General features: G+C 69.4%; 13 protein-coding genes. 10 read left to right on the top strand and 3 right to left on the bottom strand.

Translation table 11 applies throughout. From position 1 onward, the window contains the following. Positions 1-19: 19 nt before the first annotated feature. From C9992_RS10090 to C9992_RS10075, 4 genes are all read left to right on the top strand, one after another. Positions 20-976 carry a carbohydrate ABC transporter permease gene (locus C9992_RS10090; RefSeq protein WP_235008176.1) on the top strand — a complete coding sequence of 319 codons (957 nt, stop codon included), beginning with the start codon at positions 20-22 and terminating at the stop codon, positions 974-976. A 1-nt stretch (position 977) separates the two neighbouring features. After that, positions 978-1,862: a carbohydrate ABC transporter permease gene (locus C9992_RS10085; protein WP_106815482.1), complete on the top strand. Its 885-nt coding sequence runs from the start codon at positions 978-980 to the stop codon at positions 1,860-1,862. A gap of 41 nt (positions 1,863-1,903) precedes the next feature. After that, the gene (locus tag C9992_RS10080; protein ID WP_106815481.1) at positions 1,904-3,934 is read left to right on the top strand and encodes a DUF4185 domain-containing protein; all 2,031 of its coding nucleotides are present in this window, start codon (positions 1,904-1,906) and stop codon (positions 3,932-3,934) included. Positions 3,935-4,084: 150 nt separating this feature from the next. Beyond that, positions 4,085-5,032, top strand: coding sequence for an SMP-30/gluconolactonase/LRE family protein (locus C9992_RS10075; RefSeq protein ID WP_235008175.1), 948 nt, complete (start codon positions 4,085-4,087; stop codon positions 5,030-5,032). A 167-nt stretch (positions 5,033-5,199) separates the two neighbouring features. On the opposite strand, the gene C9992_RS10070 is transcribed toward C9992_RS10075, so the two are convergent. Both C9992_RS10070 and C9992_RS10065 read right to left on the bottom strand, forming a co-directional pair. Beyond that, positions 5,200-5,781: a DEAD/DEAH box helicase family protein gene (locus tag C9992_RS10070; RefSeq protein ID WP_106815480.1), complete on the bottom strand. Its 582-nt coding sequence runs from the start codon at positions 5,779-5,781 to the stop codon at positions 5,200-5,202. Between the two features lie 15 nt (positions 5,782-5,796). Then, on the bottom strand, positions 5,797-6,939 hold the full coding sequence (locus C9992_RS10065) for a glycoside hydrolase family 172 protein (RefSeq protein WP_106815479.1): 1,143 nt from the start codon (positions 6,937-6,939) through the stop codon (positions 5,797-5,799). Between the two features lie 105 nt (positions 6,940-7,044). On the opposite strand from C9992_RS10065, the gene C9992_RS10060 reads away from it, so the two are divergent. The 5 genes from C9992_RS10060 to C9992_RS10040 all read left to right on the top strand — a co-directional run bounded on the left by C9992_RS10060 (position 7,045) and on the right by C9992_RS10040 (position 13,947). Continuing rightward, positions 7,045-8,085, top strand: a complete 1,041-nt coding sequence (locus C9992_RS10060) for a LacI family DNA-binding transcriptional regulator (RefSeq protein WP_235008174.1) — start codon at positions 7,045-7,047, stop codon at positions 8,083-8,085. A 153-nt stretch (positions 8,086-8,238) separates the two neighbouring features. Then, entirely contained in the window at positions 8,239-10,866 is a 2,628-nt protein-coding gene (locus C9992_RS10055) for a GH116 family glycosyl-hydrolase (RefSeq protein ID WP_106815478.1), read from the top strand. Then, positions 10,863-12,500, top strand: coding sequence for a fucose isomerase (locus tag C9992_RS10050; protein ID WP_106815477.1), 1,638 nt, complete (start codon positions 10,863-10,865; stop codon positions 12,498-12,500). The genes C9992_RS10055 and C9992_RS10050 overlap by 4 nt, the downstream gene beginning before the upstream one ends. Positions 12,501-12,519: 19 nt before the next feature. Then, on the top strand, positions 12,520-13,494 hold the full coding sequence (locus tag C9992_RS10045) for a hypothetical protein (RefSeq protein ID WP_106815476.1): 975 nt from the start codon (positions 12,520-12,522) through the stop codon (positions 13,492-13,494). 36 nt (positions 13,495-13,530) lie between these two features. Further along, positions 13,531-13,947: an MmcQ/YjbR family DNA-binding protein gene (locus C9992_RS10040; protein WP_106815475.1), complete on the top strand. Its 417-nt coding sequence runs from the start codon at positions 13,531-13,533 to the stop codon at positions 13,945-13,947. A 335-nt stretch (positions 13,948-14,282) separates the two neighbouring features. On the opposite strand, the gene C9992_RS10035 is transcribed toward C9992_RS10040, so the two are convergent. Further along, the gene (locus C9992_RS10035; RefSeq protein ID WP_106815474.1) at positions 14,283-15,686 is read right to left on the bottom strand and encodes a DUF2252 domain-containing protein; all 1,404 of its coding nucleotides are present in this window, start codon (positions 15,684-15,686) and stop codon (positions 14,283-14,285) included. A 155-nt stretch (positions 15,687-15,841) separates the two neighbouring features. Between C9992_RS10035 and C9992_RS10030 the strand changes: the two genes are divergently transcribed. Continuing rightward, the gene (locus C9992_RS10030; RefSeq protein WP_106815473.1) at positions 15,842-16,936 is read left to right on the top strand and encodes an AI-2E family transporter; all 1,095 of its coding nucleotides are present in this window, start codon (positions 15,842-15,844) and stop codon (positions 16,934-16,936) included. Positions 16,937-17,004: the final 68 nt, after the last annotated feature.

Here is a 17,004-nt window from a genome sequence, read left to right as displayed (position 1 = left end):
ACCACAGCGAGGTGAGGAAATGACCGCGACGCAGACGATGATGACCGAGACGGAGACGATGGTTCTCCCCGGTCGCCGGCACGACAAGCGCCGGCACGACAGATTCCGGTATCGCGACGGGCGGATCGCCTACCTGCTGATCCTTCCTGCAGTGGTGCTGTTGGGGATCTTCGTGATCTGGCCCGCGATCTACGCCGCCTATCTGTCCTTCCAGGACTGGAGCTTCTACAAGGACCCCGCCTTCGTCGGCTGGCGCAACTACACGAACGTCCTGAGCGACCCGCTGTTCTGGGAGTCGATCGGTCGTGGCTTCGTGTTCGTCGCGATGACGGTGCCGCCGATGCTCCTCCTGGCTTTCTTCTTCTCGAGCCTGGTCGTCAGCGTCTCGCGCTGGTTCGCCGGGGTCTTGAAGGTGAGCATCTACATCCCGACGATCATCTCGTCGGTGATCACCTCGATCATCTTCGTGTTGATCTACAACTACTCCGGCGGCATCCTCAACGCGGCCATCGGCGGGTTCGGCGTCGAGCCGATCGCCTGGATCGGCGATCCCGCGTGGGCGCTGCTGGCCATCGCGATCCCCGCCATCTGGCTGGGGATCGGGCTGACGTCGCTGATCATGGTCGCCGCCATGGTCGACATCCCCACCGAGTACTACGAGGCGGCAGCGATGGAGGGCGCGAACTGGTGGGACAAGACGCGGTTCATCACGCTTCCGCAGATGAAGAACGTCTTCCTCTACCTGCTCATCACGGGGTTCGTGGCGGCGATCCAGCAGTTCGAGCTGCCGCTGGTCATGACCGGCGGCGGGCCGCTGAATTCGACCACGCTGCCGAACCTGTTCATCTTCAACCACTTCCGCAACGACATCAACGTCGGGTACTCGATCGCGGCCGCGCTGCTGCTGTTCGTCGTGCTCGGCACGGTCTCGGCGCTGGTGTTCCGATTCGTCAACTCCGAGAGGCTGGTGGACTGACGTGACCGCTGTTCAGGATGCCCCGGTCACGACGGTGCCCGCCGCCCAGCGCCGTCCCCACCGCGACTTCACCTGGTGGTTCTACGCCGTCGGCAAGGCGATCATCGGCATCGTCTTCGTCGCCGCCGCGCTGTTCCCCCTCGCCTGGATGGTGATCGCGGGGTTCAAGGCGAAGACCGAGGTCATCCAGACCCCGTTCCAGTTCTTCCCCGAGGTGTGGCGCTGGGAGAACTACGTCCAGATCCTCGCCGACCCCACGTTCACGCGAACGATGGCGTGGACGTTCCTCGGTGCCGTGCTCTTCACCGTGCTGGCGCTCGCGGTGAACTCACTCGCCGCCTACGCGTTCGCGCGCCTGGACTTCCGCTTCAAGCGCACGCTCTGGGTGATCGTCATCACGACGATGTTCATTCCCGGGATGACGATCCTCCTCACGAGCTTCATCGTCGTGACGAACCTCCAGATGCTCGACACGCTCGCCGTCCTGGTCATCCCGGGCGCGGCCAGCGCCGGGATGATCTTCTTCATCCGGCAGTTCTACCTCAGCATCCCGTCGAGTCTGGAGGAGGCGGCGATGCTGGACGGCTGCGGTCGCCTGCGCATCTTCACCAAGCTCTTCCTGCCGCTGTCCAAGCCGCCGTTCGTCGTGATGGGCATCACCGCGTTCCTGGCGTACTGGAACTCGTACGTGTGGCCGATCATGACGATCACCTCCCCCGACCAGTTCGTCGTGCAGCAGTACCTCGCGACGTTCCGTTCCGAGCGCAGCACCGAGCTCGGACTTCTCATCGCCGGGTCAGTGCTCGCGGCCGCGCCCGTGATCATCCTGTTCCTCATCTTCCAGCGCCAGATCATCGGAAACATCAAGATGGCCGGCCTCAAGTAGGCCGTCCGACGGTCCGGACCGTGTCAGAAAGGCAGCACGTCATGCGAACACCCGTCGCGATCGCGGTCACCACCGTGGCGCTCCTCATCGGATCCCTCGCGGGTGCGGGGGCGGCCGCGGCCGGAGACGAGGATGCCGTGGCCGCGGCATCCCCGGATCATTCGCCGGCGGTCGTCGTCGCCAAGATGACCGGCCCGAAGTCGACCAGCGCGACCGATGCCGCCTGGAAGGTGACAGGCACGGACCTCGGCATCATGTGGGACAACGGCGACGGCGAGATCCTCACGGCGTTCGGCGACACGTTCGGCGACTGGACCGGCCCGGGCGGCGGGGGCGGTGACTGGCGGTCGAACGTGCTGCTGCGCAGCAGCGACACCGAGCTGTCGGACGGCATGACGTTCGACTCCGCTGTGGAAGACGCCCCCGGCCATGCCGGTGAGATCATCCCCTCCCTCAAGATCAACGGGCAGGAGATGACGACGATCCCGACCGCCGGCATCGCGGTAGGTGACCGTCAGTACCTCGCCTTCATGTCCGTGCGCCAATGGGGGCCGCCGGGCGCCTGGGACACGAACTTCAGCCGCATCGCCTACTCCGACGACAACGGTCAGACGTGGAACTCGACCGACGGGCCGCAGTGGACGAACACCCCCGACGGGCAGGACCCGTTCCAGATGGTGGCCTTCGAACGGCACGACGGGTACGTGTACATGTTCGGAACGCCCAACGGTCGGTTCGGTGCGGCGCACGTCGCACGTGTGCCCGAGGCCCAGATCCTCGACAAGACGGCGTACTCGTACTGGAACGGCACGACCTGGGGAGCGGATGAGACCGCGGCGGCGGCGATCGTGCCGCCGAACGTCGCGGAACTGTCCGTGCAGTACAGCGAGTACACCGGCGGCTGGCTCATGACGTACCTCGACGAGAACCTCGACGTGGTGCTGCGCACGGCGGACTCGCCCGAGGGTCCGTGGAGCGACCGGCAGCGGCTCGCGAGCTTCGCCGACTTCCCCGGGCTCTACGGCGGCTTCCTGCACCCGTGGTCGGCGGACGGCGAGCTCTACTTCGCGCTGTCGCAGTGGGATCCGTACAACGTCTACCTGATGCGCGCCGAGATCGATGAGAGCGGCGCCGTCGTCAACCCGAACCTCATCGAAGACCCGGGTTTCGAGCGCGCCGTCGACGGCACCATGCCGGCGCCGTGGGCCTGCACCGGCAACTGCGGCATCGACATCAACCACGCGTGGGCGCACGGCGGCAGCAAGCAGGGATGGATGCGGCACAACACCGGCTGGATCGACATCCACCAGGATGTCGCGGTCGAGCCGAACACGACGTACACGTTCACGGGCTTCGTGGTCACCGGCGGCACGCCGGCCCAGGGATCGATCGGCGTCCGCGAGCTCGGCGCCGGCGGCGCGACGATCGGCGAGACGACGTTCGAGGCGGTCGGTGCGTACACGCGTTACTCGGTGACGTTCCACAGCGGTGACCGCACCCAGGTGCAGGCGTTCGTGGGAACGCACCTGAACGGCGACCGCTGGGTGCAGATCGACGACCTCTCGCTGGTGAAGGCGAAGGAGCAGCTGCCGGGGCTGACGGTGTCGGTGTCGTCCGACCCGGCGGCGGGCACCGAGGTGGTCCGCGACGACGTCGTCACGTACACCGTGAAGGCATCGACCGACAGCGCCGGCGCCGAGGGCGTCGCACTCGCGGTCGACCTCGCAGGGCTCGTCGACGATGCGACCCTGAACGCGGCCTCGCTCCACGCGTCGATCGGAGCGGCCGTGCTCGACGGCACGACGCTGCGGTGGTCGGGGGCGATCCCGTCGGGCCAGACACTCGAGCTCTCCTTCGCGGCGACCGTGCGGCGCGACGCGTCGCGGACCGATTCGCAGCTCGTGGTCGCGACATCCGCCACCGCCGACCGGGCCATCCTCACCTCGTGCGCAGGCTGTCAGCTCACCCTCACGGCCGTGCACTACGACCCGCGCCCGCCGCGGCCGGAGTTCCCCGACAAGCCCGGCAAACCCGAGAAGCCGGGCAAGCCCGACAAGCCCGGCAAGCCGTAAGTCGCGGGACACGCCCGCCGACCGACCCGCGGGACGGTCGGCGGGCGCCACGTGCGCACGTCCGAGGCGGCAGGGAGCCCGGAGGCGATGGCACCGGGTCGGTATGCCAGGCCGTCTGACGGGGGACCGGAGCTTTCTAGGATGGGGCTGATGATCCGGATGCCCGAAGCACGGGCAGACAAGGAAGGCGGGCGGATGGCAGCTGAGCGGCTGGCGGCGGTCTACGAGTCCTTCGACGAGCGGTTCGCCGACGTCGGCGGCGACCGCTGCATCGAGTGCGTATTCGACGGCGGTCGCTGGCTGGAGGGCCCGGCATATCACCCGGCGCATCGCTTCGTGCTCTTCAGCGACATCCCGAACGAACGCGTGCTGCGCTTCGACGAGCGCACCGGGCGCGTCGACGTCGTCGATGCGGCATCCGGCTTTGCGAACGGCCGCACCGTCGATGCGCAGGGCCGATTCGTCTGGTGCGAGCACGGCGGTCGCCGAGTCGCGCGACTCGAGCACGACGGCTCGACGAGCGTCGTCGCAGACGCCTTCAACGGCGCGCCGCTGAACAGCCCGAACGACGTCGCCGTCCACAGCGACGGCTCCGTCTGGTTCACCGATCCCACGTACGGCATCATGAGCGACTACGAAGGCGTCGCCGCCTCGCCGGAGCAGCCGGTGCGCGGCGTGTATCGCGTCGACCCGGATGGCTCGATCGCCTTGCTCTTGGGCGAACTCGACCAGCCCAACGGCATCGCCTTCGGCCCCGACAGCACCACCGTCTACGTCACCGACAGCGGTACGCCGGCGATCTGGCGCGCCGAGGTCCGCTCCGACGGCTCGACCGGCGCCCCGGAGCGCATCGCGGATGCCGACGTGGTCTACGACGGCATCCGCATCGATGCGCTCGGCCGGCTGTGGGTGGCCGCCGAGGACGGGGTCCGCTGCCATGACGCCGACGGCACGCTGATCGGCCGCATTCCGTTGCCGGAGACCGTGGCCAACCTCGAATTCGGCGGACCTCGCCGCAACATCCTGTACATCACCGCCACGACGAGCCTCTACGTGCTGCGCACCACCGTGCGTGGGCTCGCGCGCGCGGGCGGGTGAGCCCGTCACCCTTCCCGCACGCCTCGCCCTGCGATACGCATGGACGGATCTGGAGCGACCACCCAAACGCTTCCGCCCCGTCGCCTGACTCGATGGACCGAGACCGGGTCCTGATGGGGCGGCCTGCGTGACGGCGGCCGCCGCCTTGCTTGCCGCGGAAGACGACATCACCCGAGTTCGCGCCGAATCCAGCGCTCGACGACGAGTGCGGTCTCCGCAGGGGTCAGAGAGTCGTTGTCGATGACCTCCGCACGCCATGCCGGATCGCCCGGCGGCAGGTCCGTCCATCGAGACCACTGCATGGGCACCTTGCTCGGAACCTGGATCACCTCGGGCGCGTGCGCAGGATCACGGGTATGGGCGCGGAGCCACTCGCCGAACCGGACGTGATGAACGATCGACGCCGGATCCTCGCCGCGGCGCAGCAGCCGCGCGGTCCGCGCACTCGGCGAACAATGCAGCAGGCACACCGCGATGCGCTCGAGCCGATCCGCCGACGGGGCGGCCAGCAGCTCTCCCATCGCAACCTGGCCACACAACACGAGGTGCCCGCCGCGCTCCTGCACTTCCCGTCCGCGCTGCAGCCAGAACTCGATCGCGTCATGCCGCCAGGCGGTGTCGGCGCCGTCAGGCACACCGATCGAGTCGAACTCGACGCACTCGACGTCGGCACCCCAGTCGACTTCGGCGAGGTACGGGAGGACCGAGGACTTGCCCGACCCGCTCGCTCCGGTGAGAGAGAAGAGCATTCTCCAGATGCGCCCTCAGTCCCGCGGTGCGCGCGGGGGAGTGGCGCCGATGTCAGGCACAGGAGCGGATCCTAGGTGCACCTCCATGTCGTCGGCACTCGGCGTCTTGGGGCGGCGAGCCGTCGGCCGGTCGAGGTAGAACATGGCGGTCGAGGCGATGTCGTCGCGCAGCGGGAGGTAACGCCAGCCGCTGCGCCAGCCGAGCGCCTGGATGTCGACCTTCGGGATGCCGGTTCGGAAGAAGATGGGATCGAGCAGGTGCCACCGGTACATGCCGAACCGCTGCTGCGACACGTAGAGCCCGTCGGGCCGGATCACCTGCGGCATCCCCAGATATGGCGTCGAGAACTCGGTGTAGCCCTTGCCGGGGATGTCGAAGTTCCACGCACCGCCGAAGTAGTCCTCGGTGCCGGTGCCGCAGATGGTCGGGTAATCGGTGTCGTCGTCGAGGTAGAACTTGATCTCGCCCTCGCCCCACCAGCCGTTCGAGTTCACACCCCACGCGATGTAGGTGCCCACGTACTGACCGCGACCCTCGATGCCCTCCAGGATCGTGTGCGGCACGAGCTCCTCGAGCGGGTTCGACCGTCGCCATTGCGCGTGGAAATAGCCCTCGTTCGCATAGTCCCCGCCGATCTCGTACGTCACCTGGTAGTACACGCGCACGTCCACGACGGACGTGTTCTCGATCGTGAGCCGGGCGCCGTCCCGGAAGGGCATCGGCCAGTACGAGTTGAAGCCGCCGTTCGGGTTCGCGGCGATCGCCTGCGAGTTCACCTGTGCGAACACACCCCAGCCGTTGCAGAAGAAGTCGCCGTAGGGCACTTCCACCGCAGGCTCCTCGGCGCCGTCCCAATACGCGCGCAGGATCAGCGTGCGCCAGTTGTCGGTGTGCGTCGTGATCCAGATGTGGGTGATCTTCCCCCCGCCCTGGATACTTGCGAGTTCGAACGTCTCTCCCGCCTTGACGTCCACGCTCGGCGAGATCTTCCATCCCGGACCGAGGTCCCGCGCGCACGACGCGCCCGTTCCCTCCGTCGCCCGACCGCCTCCGCCGGCAGTCCCGTCGAAGTTCTCCGGCGAGATCGAGCGCGTCTGCACCGTTCGCAGTGCGGCGATGGAGGAGAGGTCGGAAGAGGGGAACTGGGGTGCGTTCATCGGGCGGCACGTCCTCGTGTCGGCGCGCCCGGTGAGGGCGCGGGCGTTCGTTCAGCAGCAGCTATGTTGGAATCGATTTCAACACTGTATGGTGGGCAGACCGGCATGTCAACGCGGGCCGGCATGGGCGAGCGAGGTGACATGGCCACGATCTACGAGGTCGCGAAGCTCGCCGGCGTGTCTCCGGCGACGGTGTCCCGCGTCTTCAACGGGATGGGCGTCTCGGACGAGAAGACGCTCGCCGTGAGGGAGGCTGCACGCCAGCTGAGGTTCACACCGAACCGCACTGCTCGCACCTTGCGCCGCCAGGCCTCGGAGGTCATCGCGCTGGTGATCCCCGACATCGAGAACCCGTACTTCACCGAGATGGCGCGCGGGGTGGAAGACGTCGCCAGTCAGGCCGGCTATTCGGTCGTGCTGTGCAACACCGACGCGCAGATCGAGAAGGAGGCGACGTACCTCCAGATCGCCATCTCGGAGCACATGGCCGGCGTCATCCTGGCGGCGGCCTCCGACCACACCAATCTGGACGAGCTGCTGGCCACGGGGCGTCCGGTCGTGGCGGTGGACCGCGGAACCGGCTACGACATCGACGGTGTCGTCATGGCCAACCGCACCGCAGGCCAGGCCGCCACGGAGAACCTGGTGCAGGCCGGATATCGGCGCATCGCGTGCATCACCGGACCCCAGCACATCGAGACGGCATACGAGCGTGCTCAGGGGTGGCGCGCGGTGCTCGCCCGGCACTTCCCCGATATGGATGCCGATGAGCTGCTGCGGTACTCCACCTTCCGAGTGGACGGCGGCCGCGCGGTGATGGAGGAGCTGCTCGCGCTTCCCGAGCCGCCCGACGCGGTGGTGGCGGGCAACAACCTCCTCGGGGTGGGCGCGATCCAGGTGCTGACCGAGCACGGACTCACGCCACCGCGGATCGGCGTCGCCGTCGTCGGGTCTTTGCCGTTCACCACTCTCACTCCCACCGCCGTCACGGTGGTCCGACTGCCCGCACGGCACATGGGCGTGACGGCCGCGAAGATGCTGCTCGAGCGCATCAACGGCGACGACCAGCCGGCGCGCACCGTCGTGCTGCGCAACGAAGTCCAGCCGGCGAGCATCGCGCCCGTCCGCGCTGCGACGTCGGCCTGACGGCGGCGGTTTCAGCGTGATACGCGATTTGCGCGGTTGATCATGAAATCGATTTCGTCTACAGTGGACGCGTTCGACACCCCAGGTCGTGATCGAGGAGGATCCGATGACCGCCCGTTCCACGCACCACGCAGGGCAGCGGAGCACGTGCGCATGACCGCGCCGACTTCTCGGCTTGCGCGGCGGGCACGCGGCATCCCGCACACCGCGGAGCCGGTCGCCTTCCCGCTGGGCGGTATCGGGACCGGCAACGTCTCGCTCGGCGCGCGCGGGGAGCTGCGCGACTGGGAGCTGGAGAACCTGCCCGACAAGGGACGGATGAACCCGTACTCGTTCTTCGCCATCCACGCCGCCGCGGACGGCGCCGACCCGGTCACGCGCGTGCTCGAGGCCCAGATCACCGGGCGCCGTGACCTCGACGCGGGGTACCCCTTCGAACGCCAGGCCGGATTGCCGCGGCTGAAGTCGGCGACGATGTACGGCGAGTACCCCGTGGTCGACATCGATTTCGACGATGACGTTCTTCCGGTCGAGGTATCGCTGCGCGCCTTCACGCCGTTGGTGCCGCTCGACGCCGACGCCTCCGGCATCCCCGGCGCGGTTCTCCGGTACCGGGTCTTCAACCCCTCGGGTCAGCGCGTCCGCGTCACCGTCGCCGGCAGCGTGAGTCACACCGCCGGCCGAGGGGAGGGTCCCTTCGGCATGCGGGCCCCGCAGACAGTCCGCTGGCGTGAGGATCTGGACCGCGACGGCCGCGGTGTCCGCGGCCTCGAGTTCGGCATCCGTCTGCCGGAGGACGACCTCGGTTACGGCACGCTCAGCCTCACGACGACGGATGCCGCCACGACGGCCAAGCCGCAGTGGGTCACGGGATTCTGGCCCGACGGGCCGCGGTTGTTCTGGAACGACCTCGCTGCGGATGGCCTCCTCGGGCCCGAGCCCCGGCTCACGCTGGAAGATCGGCCTCGCGGCCTGTTCGCCGACTCGGATCCGGCCGCCGGCGCAGGGGCCGATGCCGCAGCGGCCCCGGCCATGAGCGAGGAGGAGCTCTTCGAGAAGCTGCCGCGACTGCGCACGGGCTCACTTGGGATCGTGCACGAGCTGGCACCCGGGGAGACCCGCGATTTCGAGTTCGTGCTCGCCTGGGGCTTCCCCAACCGCCACCGTTCGTGGCGGGGGCACATCGTTCCCGACGCCCGCACGGACGAAGGCGTCGTGCGCAACCATTACGCGACTCTGTGGCCGGATGCCTGGGCAGCGGCGACGCATCTTCACAGCGAGCTTCCTGAGCTCGAGGCCGCCACCCTCGCGTTCGTCGACGCGCTGTACGGCGGAAGCCTGCCCGAGGTGGTCGCGGACGCGGTGGGCGCCAACATCGCCGCGCTGCGATCGACGACGGCTTTCGTCGTGGAGACCCCCAACCCGATGCTCGGCGCGGGCCCCGTCTTCGTGGCGTGGGAGGGATCGTTCGACCACGCCGGGTCGTGCGAAGGCACGTGCACGCACGTCTGGTCGTACGCGCAGACGGCGGCATGGCTCTTCCCCTCGCTCGAACGCAGCGCACGCCGCGTGGAGTTCCTGCTCGAGACCGACAGTGAGGGCGGGCAGAAGTTCCGCGGCAACCGGGTCTTCGGCGGTGAGCCGTGGTTCATGGGACCCGCCGTCGACGGACAGCTCGGCACCGTGATCCGGCTGCACCGGGAATGGCGGTTCTGCGGCGATGACGACTTCCTCCGCGAGTCCTGGCCGGCTGCCGTCCGCGCGCTGGAGTACGCGATCCGCGAATGGGATCGCGACGGAGATGGCCTGCTGGACGGCGAGCTGCACAACACCTACGACATCGAGTTCCACGGGATCGATCCCCTCGCCAACGGCATGTTCGCCGCGGCGCTGCGCGCGGGCGCGCGCATGGCTGCGCACCTGGGTGAGAGCGACCGCGCGTCGGACTGGCTCGATCGGGCCGACCGGGTCGCAGCCGGGATGGACGAGGTGCTGTGGAACGGCGAGTACTACCGGCAGGTGATCGACGATGTCGACGCCCACCGGTACCAGTACGGAGAGGGTGTTCTGTCGGACCAGCTGCTCGGGCAGTTCCACGCGTGGATCAACGGCCTGGGCGATCTGCTCCCCCGAGAGCGGCTGCGCAGCGCGCTGGGTGCGATCGTCGCCCACAACCACCGCACCGACCTCACCGCGCACGAGAGCACGCAGCGGGTGTATGCGCTGAACGACGAGGGCGGCCTCCTCCTCGCCTCCTGGCCGGGCGGCGGTCGCCCCGCGATCCCGTTCGTCTACTCCGACGAGGTGTGGACGGGCATCGAACACCAGGTCGCGGCATCCCTCGCCTACGCCGGCCTCGTCGACGAGGCATTGCAGGTCGAGCGCACGCTGCGCGACCGCTACGACGGCCGATACCGCAGTCCGTGGAACGAGATCGAATGCGGCAATCACTACGCGCGCTCGCTGGCGTCGTGGGGGCTGCTCCTCGCGTTCAGCGGTGCGCAATGGGACGCGCCGACGCGCACACTCTCCTTCGATCCGGTCGGCGGCGGGTCGTTCCGCGGCCTGTTCACCACCGGCAGCGCGTGGGGCCGCGTGCAGATCGACGGCGACGCACTGACGCTGCATGTGGACGGCGGCACTCTCCGCCTCGACCGGCTCGTGCTCCGCGGTCGTGCCGTGTCGCCCCACGGGGCTTCGGAGCCCTTCACCTTGACGGCCGGTGAGAGCGTGAGCGCTCGCGCCGCCGTTGCAGACCCCTCACCACTGGAGACCTCATGACCAGCTATACCCTTCCCACGCCGCGCGAGCGCCAGGCGGCGCCGCCGAAGACGGCGTACCTGATCGCCTCAGGAGACCTGCGCGAGTCGGCGAACGCGGCCGGCTGGCCGACCCAGGTGGAGCTCGAGGCGGGGGTCACCCGTGTGCTGAACGAGTTGGGGTGGCAGGTGATCCGTGCCAACGAGGTCGACCCCGAGACGGGCCACGGCTTCATCTCGAGCCAGCGCATGGGCCTCGAGGTGTTCAAGAGCATCCCGACGGATGCGCCGCTGATCGTCGCCGAGGCGGTGTGGCAGTACTCGCATCACGTGCTCGCCGGGCTGCGCACGCACGAAGGCCCCATCCTCACCGTCGCCAACTTCGCCGGCGACTGGCCGGGACTCGTGGGCCTTCTCGGCCTGAACGCCGGGATGACGAAGATGGGCAAGGAGTACGCCTCCCTCTGGTCCGTCGACTTCACCGACGACTGGTTCAAGGCCGGACTGAAGGAATGGACCGAGACGGGGCGCATCACGCACGACGCGTCGCACGTGCGCGCCCTGCCCCCGCTGCCCGACACACCCGAGGTGCAGCTGGGCCGCGCCCTCGGCGACCAGCTGCTCGCCGACAAGGCCATCATCGGCGTGTTCGACGAGGGCTGCATGGGCATGTACAACGCGATCTTCGACGACGAGCTGCTCAACCGCACGGGAATCTACAAGGAGCGCCTGAGTCAGTCGGCGCTGTACGCCGAGATGCTGACGGTGACGGATGCCGAGGCCGACGCCGCACGGAACTGGCTCACCGACAGGGGCATGACGTTCCGGTTCGGCACCGACGAGGCCACCGAGCTCACCGAGGCGCAGGTGCGCTGGCAGATGAAGATGTACATCGCCGCGCTGCGCATCGCCGACGACTTCGGCCTGGACGCGGTGGGCATCCAGTACCAGCAGGGCCTGAAGGATCTGGTCCCGGCATCCGATCTCGCCGAGGGCGTGCTCAACTCGACCGAGCGCCCGCCGGTGTACTCGCGGGACGGCAAGCGGGAACTATTCGCGGGCCGGGCGTTCCCGCACTTCAACGAGGCAGACGAAGGGGTCGCTGTCGACGCGCTCGTCACCGACCGCGTGTGGACCGCGATGGGGCTCGTGCCCGACAACACCCTCCACGACGTGCGCTGGGGCGAGGACTACGACGGCCAGTTCGTGTGGGTGTACGAGATCTCGGGCTCGGTTCCCGGCTCGCACCTGGGCGGATGGGACAAGGCGGAGGGGTGGCGCCAGGGCCCGGTGTTCTTCCCGGCGGGCGGGTCGACGATCAACGGTGTCTCCAAGCCCGGCGAAGTCGTGCTCTCTCGCGTGTTCATCGCCGACGGCATCCTGCAGGCCGACATCTTCCGCGGCACGGTCATCGAGCTGCCCGAGGACGAGACGCAGCGCCGCAAGGATGCCACGAACCCGGAGTGGCCGATCGCCCACGTCGTGCTCCACGACGTCAGCCGCGACCAGTTCATGGCCCGTCACAAGGCCAACCACGCGCAGCTGGTCTACGCCCCCGATGCCGAGACCGCCGACAAGGCGCTCATCGCCAAGGCCGCGATGCTCGACCGCGTGGGCATCAAGGTCAACCTCGTCGGCCGCGTCAACGGGCTCTGAGCCAGGGGAGAGGAGAGCGGTGGCCGGCGACGCGGAAAGACGCGAGTGGACCGAGGCCGTCGTCGACGGACGATGGCTGCGACCGGCCCCCGGCGACGGGCCGCGCGAGCCGCGGTGGGGTCATCCGGACGGCATGCAGCTCGGGCTGCATCCGCTGTCGGGCCCGCGCGGACTGCTGCGGCTGTACACGCCGTATCTCGGTCAGCCGCGCGACCGTCTGCTGAACTTCATCGCCGTGGAACCCATCCCGTCAGGTGCCACCGAGCGGGGGTTCTCCGAGCTGGAGCGCAGTCGTCTCGATGGCGTTCCGGGATTGCGGATGTGGACCGTGGATGATGCCGCCGATCCGTCGCCGAGGGATCCGCGCGATCCCGCCCGTGGCGTGGTGTCCGACGCCGACGGTGTCGAGCGGCTCACCGTCGACGTGCTGGTCGAGCCGTTCGCCAACGGTGCGGACGTCTGGGTGCGGGCGGTCTTCCGCGCTGACCGGCCGCACGAGATCTCGGTCGCCGCCTACCGTCGGGACTCGTCGGCCAGGCTGGAGGCCTGCGTGCTGACGGCGACCATGGGAAACTGGGCGCGCCTGCGCACCCTGCGCCTGGCGGACCGCGAAGCCACCGCCGGGGCGTTGTGGCCGGACTACCGGGACGTGCACTTCGCCGAGCATGCCCGTTTCGGACTGGATCAGCTCGCCCGCGACGGCGGGGCAGTCACGGTCTCGGCGATCCCCGACGAGGCCGAGCCGCACCTGGCCGAGCATGCGCCCGGCACCAGGGAGCACTGGCGGTACGTCGGCATCCCCGCCGTTCAGACGTGGCGCGCCGAGGATCCGGATCCGCGGCTGGTCGCTCAGGTCAACGGGCGGTACACGTACTGGATGAGCGAGGCGCCGATCCCCGGGGGCATCGCGTTCGAGAACTTCGAGCTGGTCGAGCCGTTCCGCCACGGGCGTGCCTTCACCTTCTCGGCCGAGCCGCTCGTCGCGCAGCCGTGACTATCGCCGCGCCCGTATCTCGCTGATGATGGACGCATGGCGACTCTCGACGACGTCCGCGCCATCGCGCTCGCACTGCCGGGTGTGACGGAGCGCGTCGACGGCCACCGCGGCGGAGCCTCGTGGCGCACGGCCGCCGGCTCGTTCGTGTGGCAGCGGGGACCGAGCGGTCGAGACCTCGAGCAGTTGGCGACACTCGGCCGCGAATGGCCGGCCGGTGACGTGGTCGGGGTGCGCACCGACGGACTGCCCGTCAAAGAGGCTCTCCTCGAGACCGCCGCGGACGCCTTCTTCACCATCCCGCACTTCGACGGGTACCCGGCCGTGCTCGTGCGGCTCGAGGCGGTCGACCTCCAGCAGCTGCGCGAGGTCATCACCGACGCATGGTTGCTGAGGGTGGGCAAGCGCGTCGCGAACGAATGGCTCGCCGCGCACCCGCCCCTGTCCGGCTGAGTCAGCGTTCGCCGGTGCCGGTGGGCTCGCGGCATCCGTGGGGCGTTCGCCGGTGCCGGTGGGCTCGGCATCCGTGGGGCGTTCGGGGGTCGCGACACGCGGCAACGTGCGCGGCGTTGCGGCGTGTCGTGGCACCTGAGTGGCTTGCGTGCCCTGGCCGGCGGGCCGAAGTTCGGGCGCCGCGCGAGATGGGCTCGTGGTGTCCGTGGGGCGTTCGGGGGTCGCGACACGCGGTATCGTGCGCGGCGTTGCGGCGTGTCGTGACACCTGAGTGGCTTGCGTGCCGTGGCCGACGGGCCTGAAGCCCGGCGCGAGGCGGCGCAGCCCGGCGCGGGCTACGCGGTGACCGGGGCCTCGGCATCGGCCGTCGCGGCGTGCGCGGCGACGAACGCGTCGTAGTCGGCCTTCGACAGCGCCGCGTACGCGAACGCCCACTCCAGAAGCGACTCGCCGACGACTCCTCCGCTCCCGATGTAGCCGGCGACTGCGGCGGCGTTCGGCGACTGTGCGTGCGCACGTGCGAGCGTCGCCGCGCAGGCCTGTGCGTAGGCGAGGAAGGGGCGGTCCTCGATGGTCTCGGCTTCGACGGACCCCTTCATGTCCCGGAACTGCCGGACATAGAAGTCCCCGGTGTCGCTGCGCAGGTGACCGAGGAACGGGTCGGACACCGCCTGCAGGATGCGCTGCAGTGCGACGACCCGTCCGCCGTGGCCGTGCTGCGCGATGTATGCCATCGCCTCGGGAGGCTGGTCGATCCGCCCGTGCTCGACCAGCACGCTCTCGCCGGCCTGCTTGGCCTGCAGCAGCAGCGAGTTCCCGTCGGAGTCCTGCAGCAGAACCAGACCGCACAGCGTCCCGACGCTGCCGACACCGACGACGCGGCGCGCGAGATCCGAGACGGTGTAATGGTTCAGCAGCATCCGGATGTCGATGTTCGCCGAGTCCGCGTAGCGCCGCATGTTCTCGTGCAGGCGCGTGCCGCTGGCCTCGTCGCCGTGCACCATCGCGGGCGGGCGCTCGACGAACACCATGCGACCGTCGGGCAGCGTCTCCGTGAGCCGGCGCATCGCGCGCTCGGCCGTGCGCTTCTTCGCGTCGTGCATCGCCTCGCGCAGCACGGCGCGGGTGTCCTTGTCGGCCGAATCGGCGAACGCTCCCACGTCGAAGTGCTCGAAGAAGCGCAACAGGGGACTGCGCGAGGCGTGGGCCGCCATTGCGCGCGCGTAGGTCCGCACCGCCGCAAGTGCGGCATCCGTCACCACCGCCTCGTCTCGGCTCGTCGCCTGACCACCGATCACGATGCTGGCGACGAGCCGTTTGACGTCCCACTCCCACGGCGCCCACGCCGCCTCGTCGAAGTCGTTCAGGTCGAAGACGAGCGTGCGCTGGGGCGAGGCGTAGAAACCGAAGTTGGCGATGTGCGCATCTCCGCATGACGGGACGAGGATGCCGCTGTGCGGGTCGGCGGCCAGATCCGCCGCCTGCAGGGCGGCCGTGCCGCGATAGAACGCGAACGGGCTCGCCGACATGCGCTCGATGCGCAGCGGAACGAGCTCCGCGACGCGGGTCGCATTCTGGCGATCCAGGATGCCGAGGGGATCGCGGCCGGTCGTCGTCAGGCGGGAGAGCGAACGGCGCGGCGTGCGCTCCCGCGCGGCACGGCCCTCGGCCATGCGATCCGCCATGCTCGGCGGCGCGACCCAGGCCGTGTCGCGCCCGTCCTGCCCCGTGTGCGCCATGCGGTCATTGTGGCCCTCGACCGCCCCGAGCGATAGGCCTCCTGCGGACGGAGCCGCCGCACCACCCCCCGCCGGGCCGCGCGACGCCGAGCGGACCGTTGCGCGTCTCGGCGCGCTCATCCGATCGCCGGGCGTTCGTCGCCTAGCCTGGCCGCGTGAAGCGCGACGTCCCCCCGCAGCCCGCACCCGTGCTGTCGCCGTCGCTGCGCGTGCTGATCATCCTGGCGACGACGGTGGTCGTGCTCGCGGGCGTCTACTTCGCCCGGAGCCTCATCGGCCCGCTCGCGCTCGCGATCGTGCTCGTCGTGATCTGCGAGCCCGTGCGTCGCCCGCTCGACCGCCGCGGCTGGCCGCGCTGGGCCGGGACGACCGCCGTCATCCTCGTCGCCTACCTCGTGCTCGTGGTGATGGGGCTGCTGCTGTGGGTGGCCGGGGTGCAGTTCGCCCAGCTGGTCGACGAGTACCTCGACAAGCTCCGCGGCAGCCTCGACGGCTTCCTGGCGTGGCTGCAGTCCGTCGGATTGGACCAGGAGGCGACGGATGCCGCGGCCGCGGTGCTGGACCCGCAGGCGATCGTCGGGCTGGTGTCGAGCCTGGGCGGCACGGTGATCGCCGTGCTGACCGCCCTCTTCTTCGTCGTGTCGTACATCATCTTCATGGCCGCCGACGCGGCCCGGTACCGGGAGGCGGAGCGGGTGTTCGGCGCGGGCCGCCGCCCCGCCCTGGCGCGGATCCGGCGCCTGAACACCGGCATCCGTCGCTACTACGTCGTCAACGCGACCTTCGGTGCCATCGTCGCCGTCATCGACGGCCTCGCGCTGTGGGCGCTGGGCGTTCCGGTCCCGGTCGTGTGGGCGGTGCTGGCGTTCGTGACCAACTTCGTTCCGAACATCGGGTTCGTGCTGGGGCTGATCCCCCCGGCCGTGCTCGCGTTCGTCGTGGGCGGGTGGCCGCTCCTGCTCGCCGTCATCGCGATCTACTGCGTGGTCAATGTGGTGCTGCAGGTGCTCGTGCAGCCGAAGTTCGTCAGTGACGCCGTCGACCTCAGCCTGACCCTGAGCTTCTTCTCGGTCATCTTCTGGACGTTCGTCATCGGGCCGCTCGGCGCGATCCTGTCGATCCCGCTCACGCTGTTCGTCCGGGCGCTCGTGCTGGAAGGCGACCCGGGCGCCCTCTGGCTGCGGTGGCTCTCGGGCGATCGCGACGCCACTCCGGCCGCCGCGGCACGCGAGCGCCTCGGAGGGCCGTGATCCGCTGAGCCGCGGGGCGTGGCGAGGCTCCCGATCCGTCGCGCGCGTGAGCGTCTCCGGTCGTGTCT

The sequence above is a fragment of the Microbacterium timonense genome, from assembly GCF_900292075.1.
Lineage (GTDB): Bacteria > Actinomycetota > Actinomycetes > Actinomycetales > Microbacteriaceae > Microbacterium > Microbacterium timonense.
This window is presented reverse-complemented; position numbering and strand designations above follow the sequence as displayed.

Bases quoted from the DNA above. Each gene is read 5' to 3' on its own strand.
- C9992_RS10090 (WP_235008176.1), top strand. From the start codon at position 20: ATGACCGCGACGCAGACGATGATGACCGAGACGGAGACGATGGTTCTC.
- C9992_RS10080 (WP_106815481.1), top strand. From the start codon at position 1,904: ATGCGAACACCCGTCGCGATCGCGGTCACCACCGTGGCGCTCCTCATC.
- C9992_RS10075 (WP_235008175.1), top strand. From the start codon at position 4,085: ATGATCCGGATGCCCGAAGCACGGGCAGACAAGGAAGGCGGGCGGATG.
- C9992_RS10070 (WP_106815480.1), bottom strand. From the start codon at position 5,781: ATGCTCTTCTCTCTCACCGGAGCGAGCGGGTCGGGCAAGTCCTCGGTC.
- C9992_RS10065 (WP_106815479.1), bottom strand. From the start codon at position 6,939: ATGAACGCACCCCAGTTCCCCTCTTCCGACCTCTCCTCCATCGCCGCA.
- C9992_RS10060 (WP_235008174.1), top strand. From the start codon at position 7,045: ATGTCAACGCGGGCCGGCATGGGCGAGCGAGGTGACATGGCCACGATC.
- C9992_RS10055 (WP_106815478.1), top strand. From the start codon at position 8,239: ATGACCGCGCCGACTTCTCGGCTTGCGCGGCGGGCACGCGGCATCCCG.
- C9992_RS10050 (WP_106815477.1), top strand. From the start codon at position 10,863: ATGACCAGCTATACCCTTCCCACGCCGCGCGAGCGCCAGGCGGCGCCG.
- C9992_RS10040 (WP_106815475.1), top strand. From the start codon at position 13,531: ATGGCGACTCTCGACGACGTCCGCGCCATCGCGCTCGCACTGCCGGGT.
- C9992_RS10035 (WP_106815474.1), bottom strand. From the start codon at position 15,686: ATGGCGCACACGGGGCAGGACGGGCGCGACACGGCCTGGGTCGCGCCG.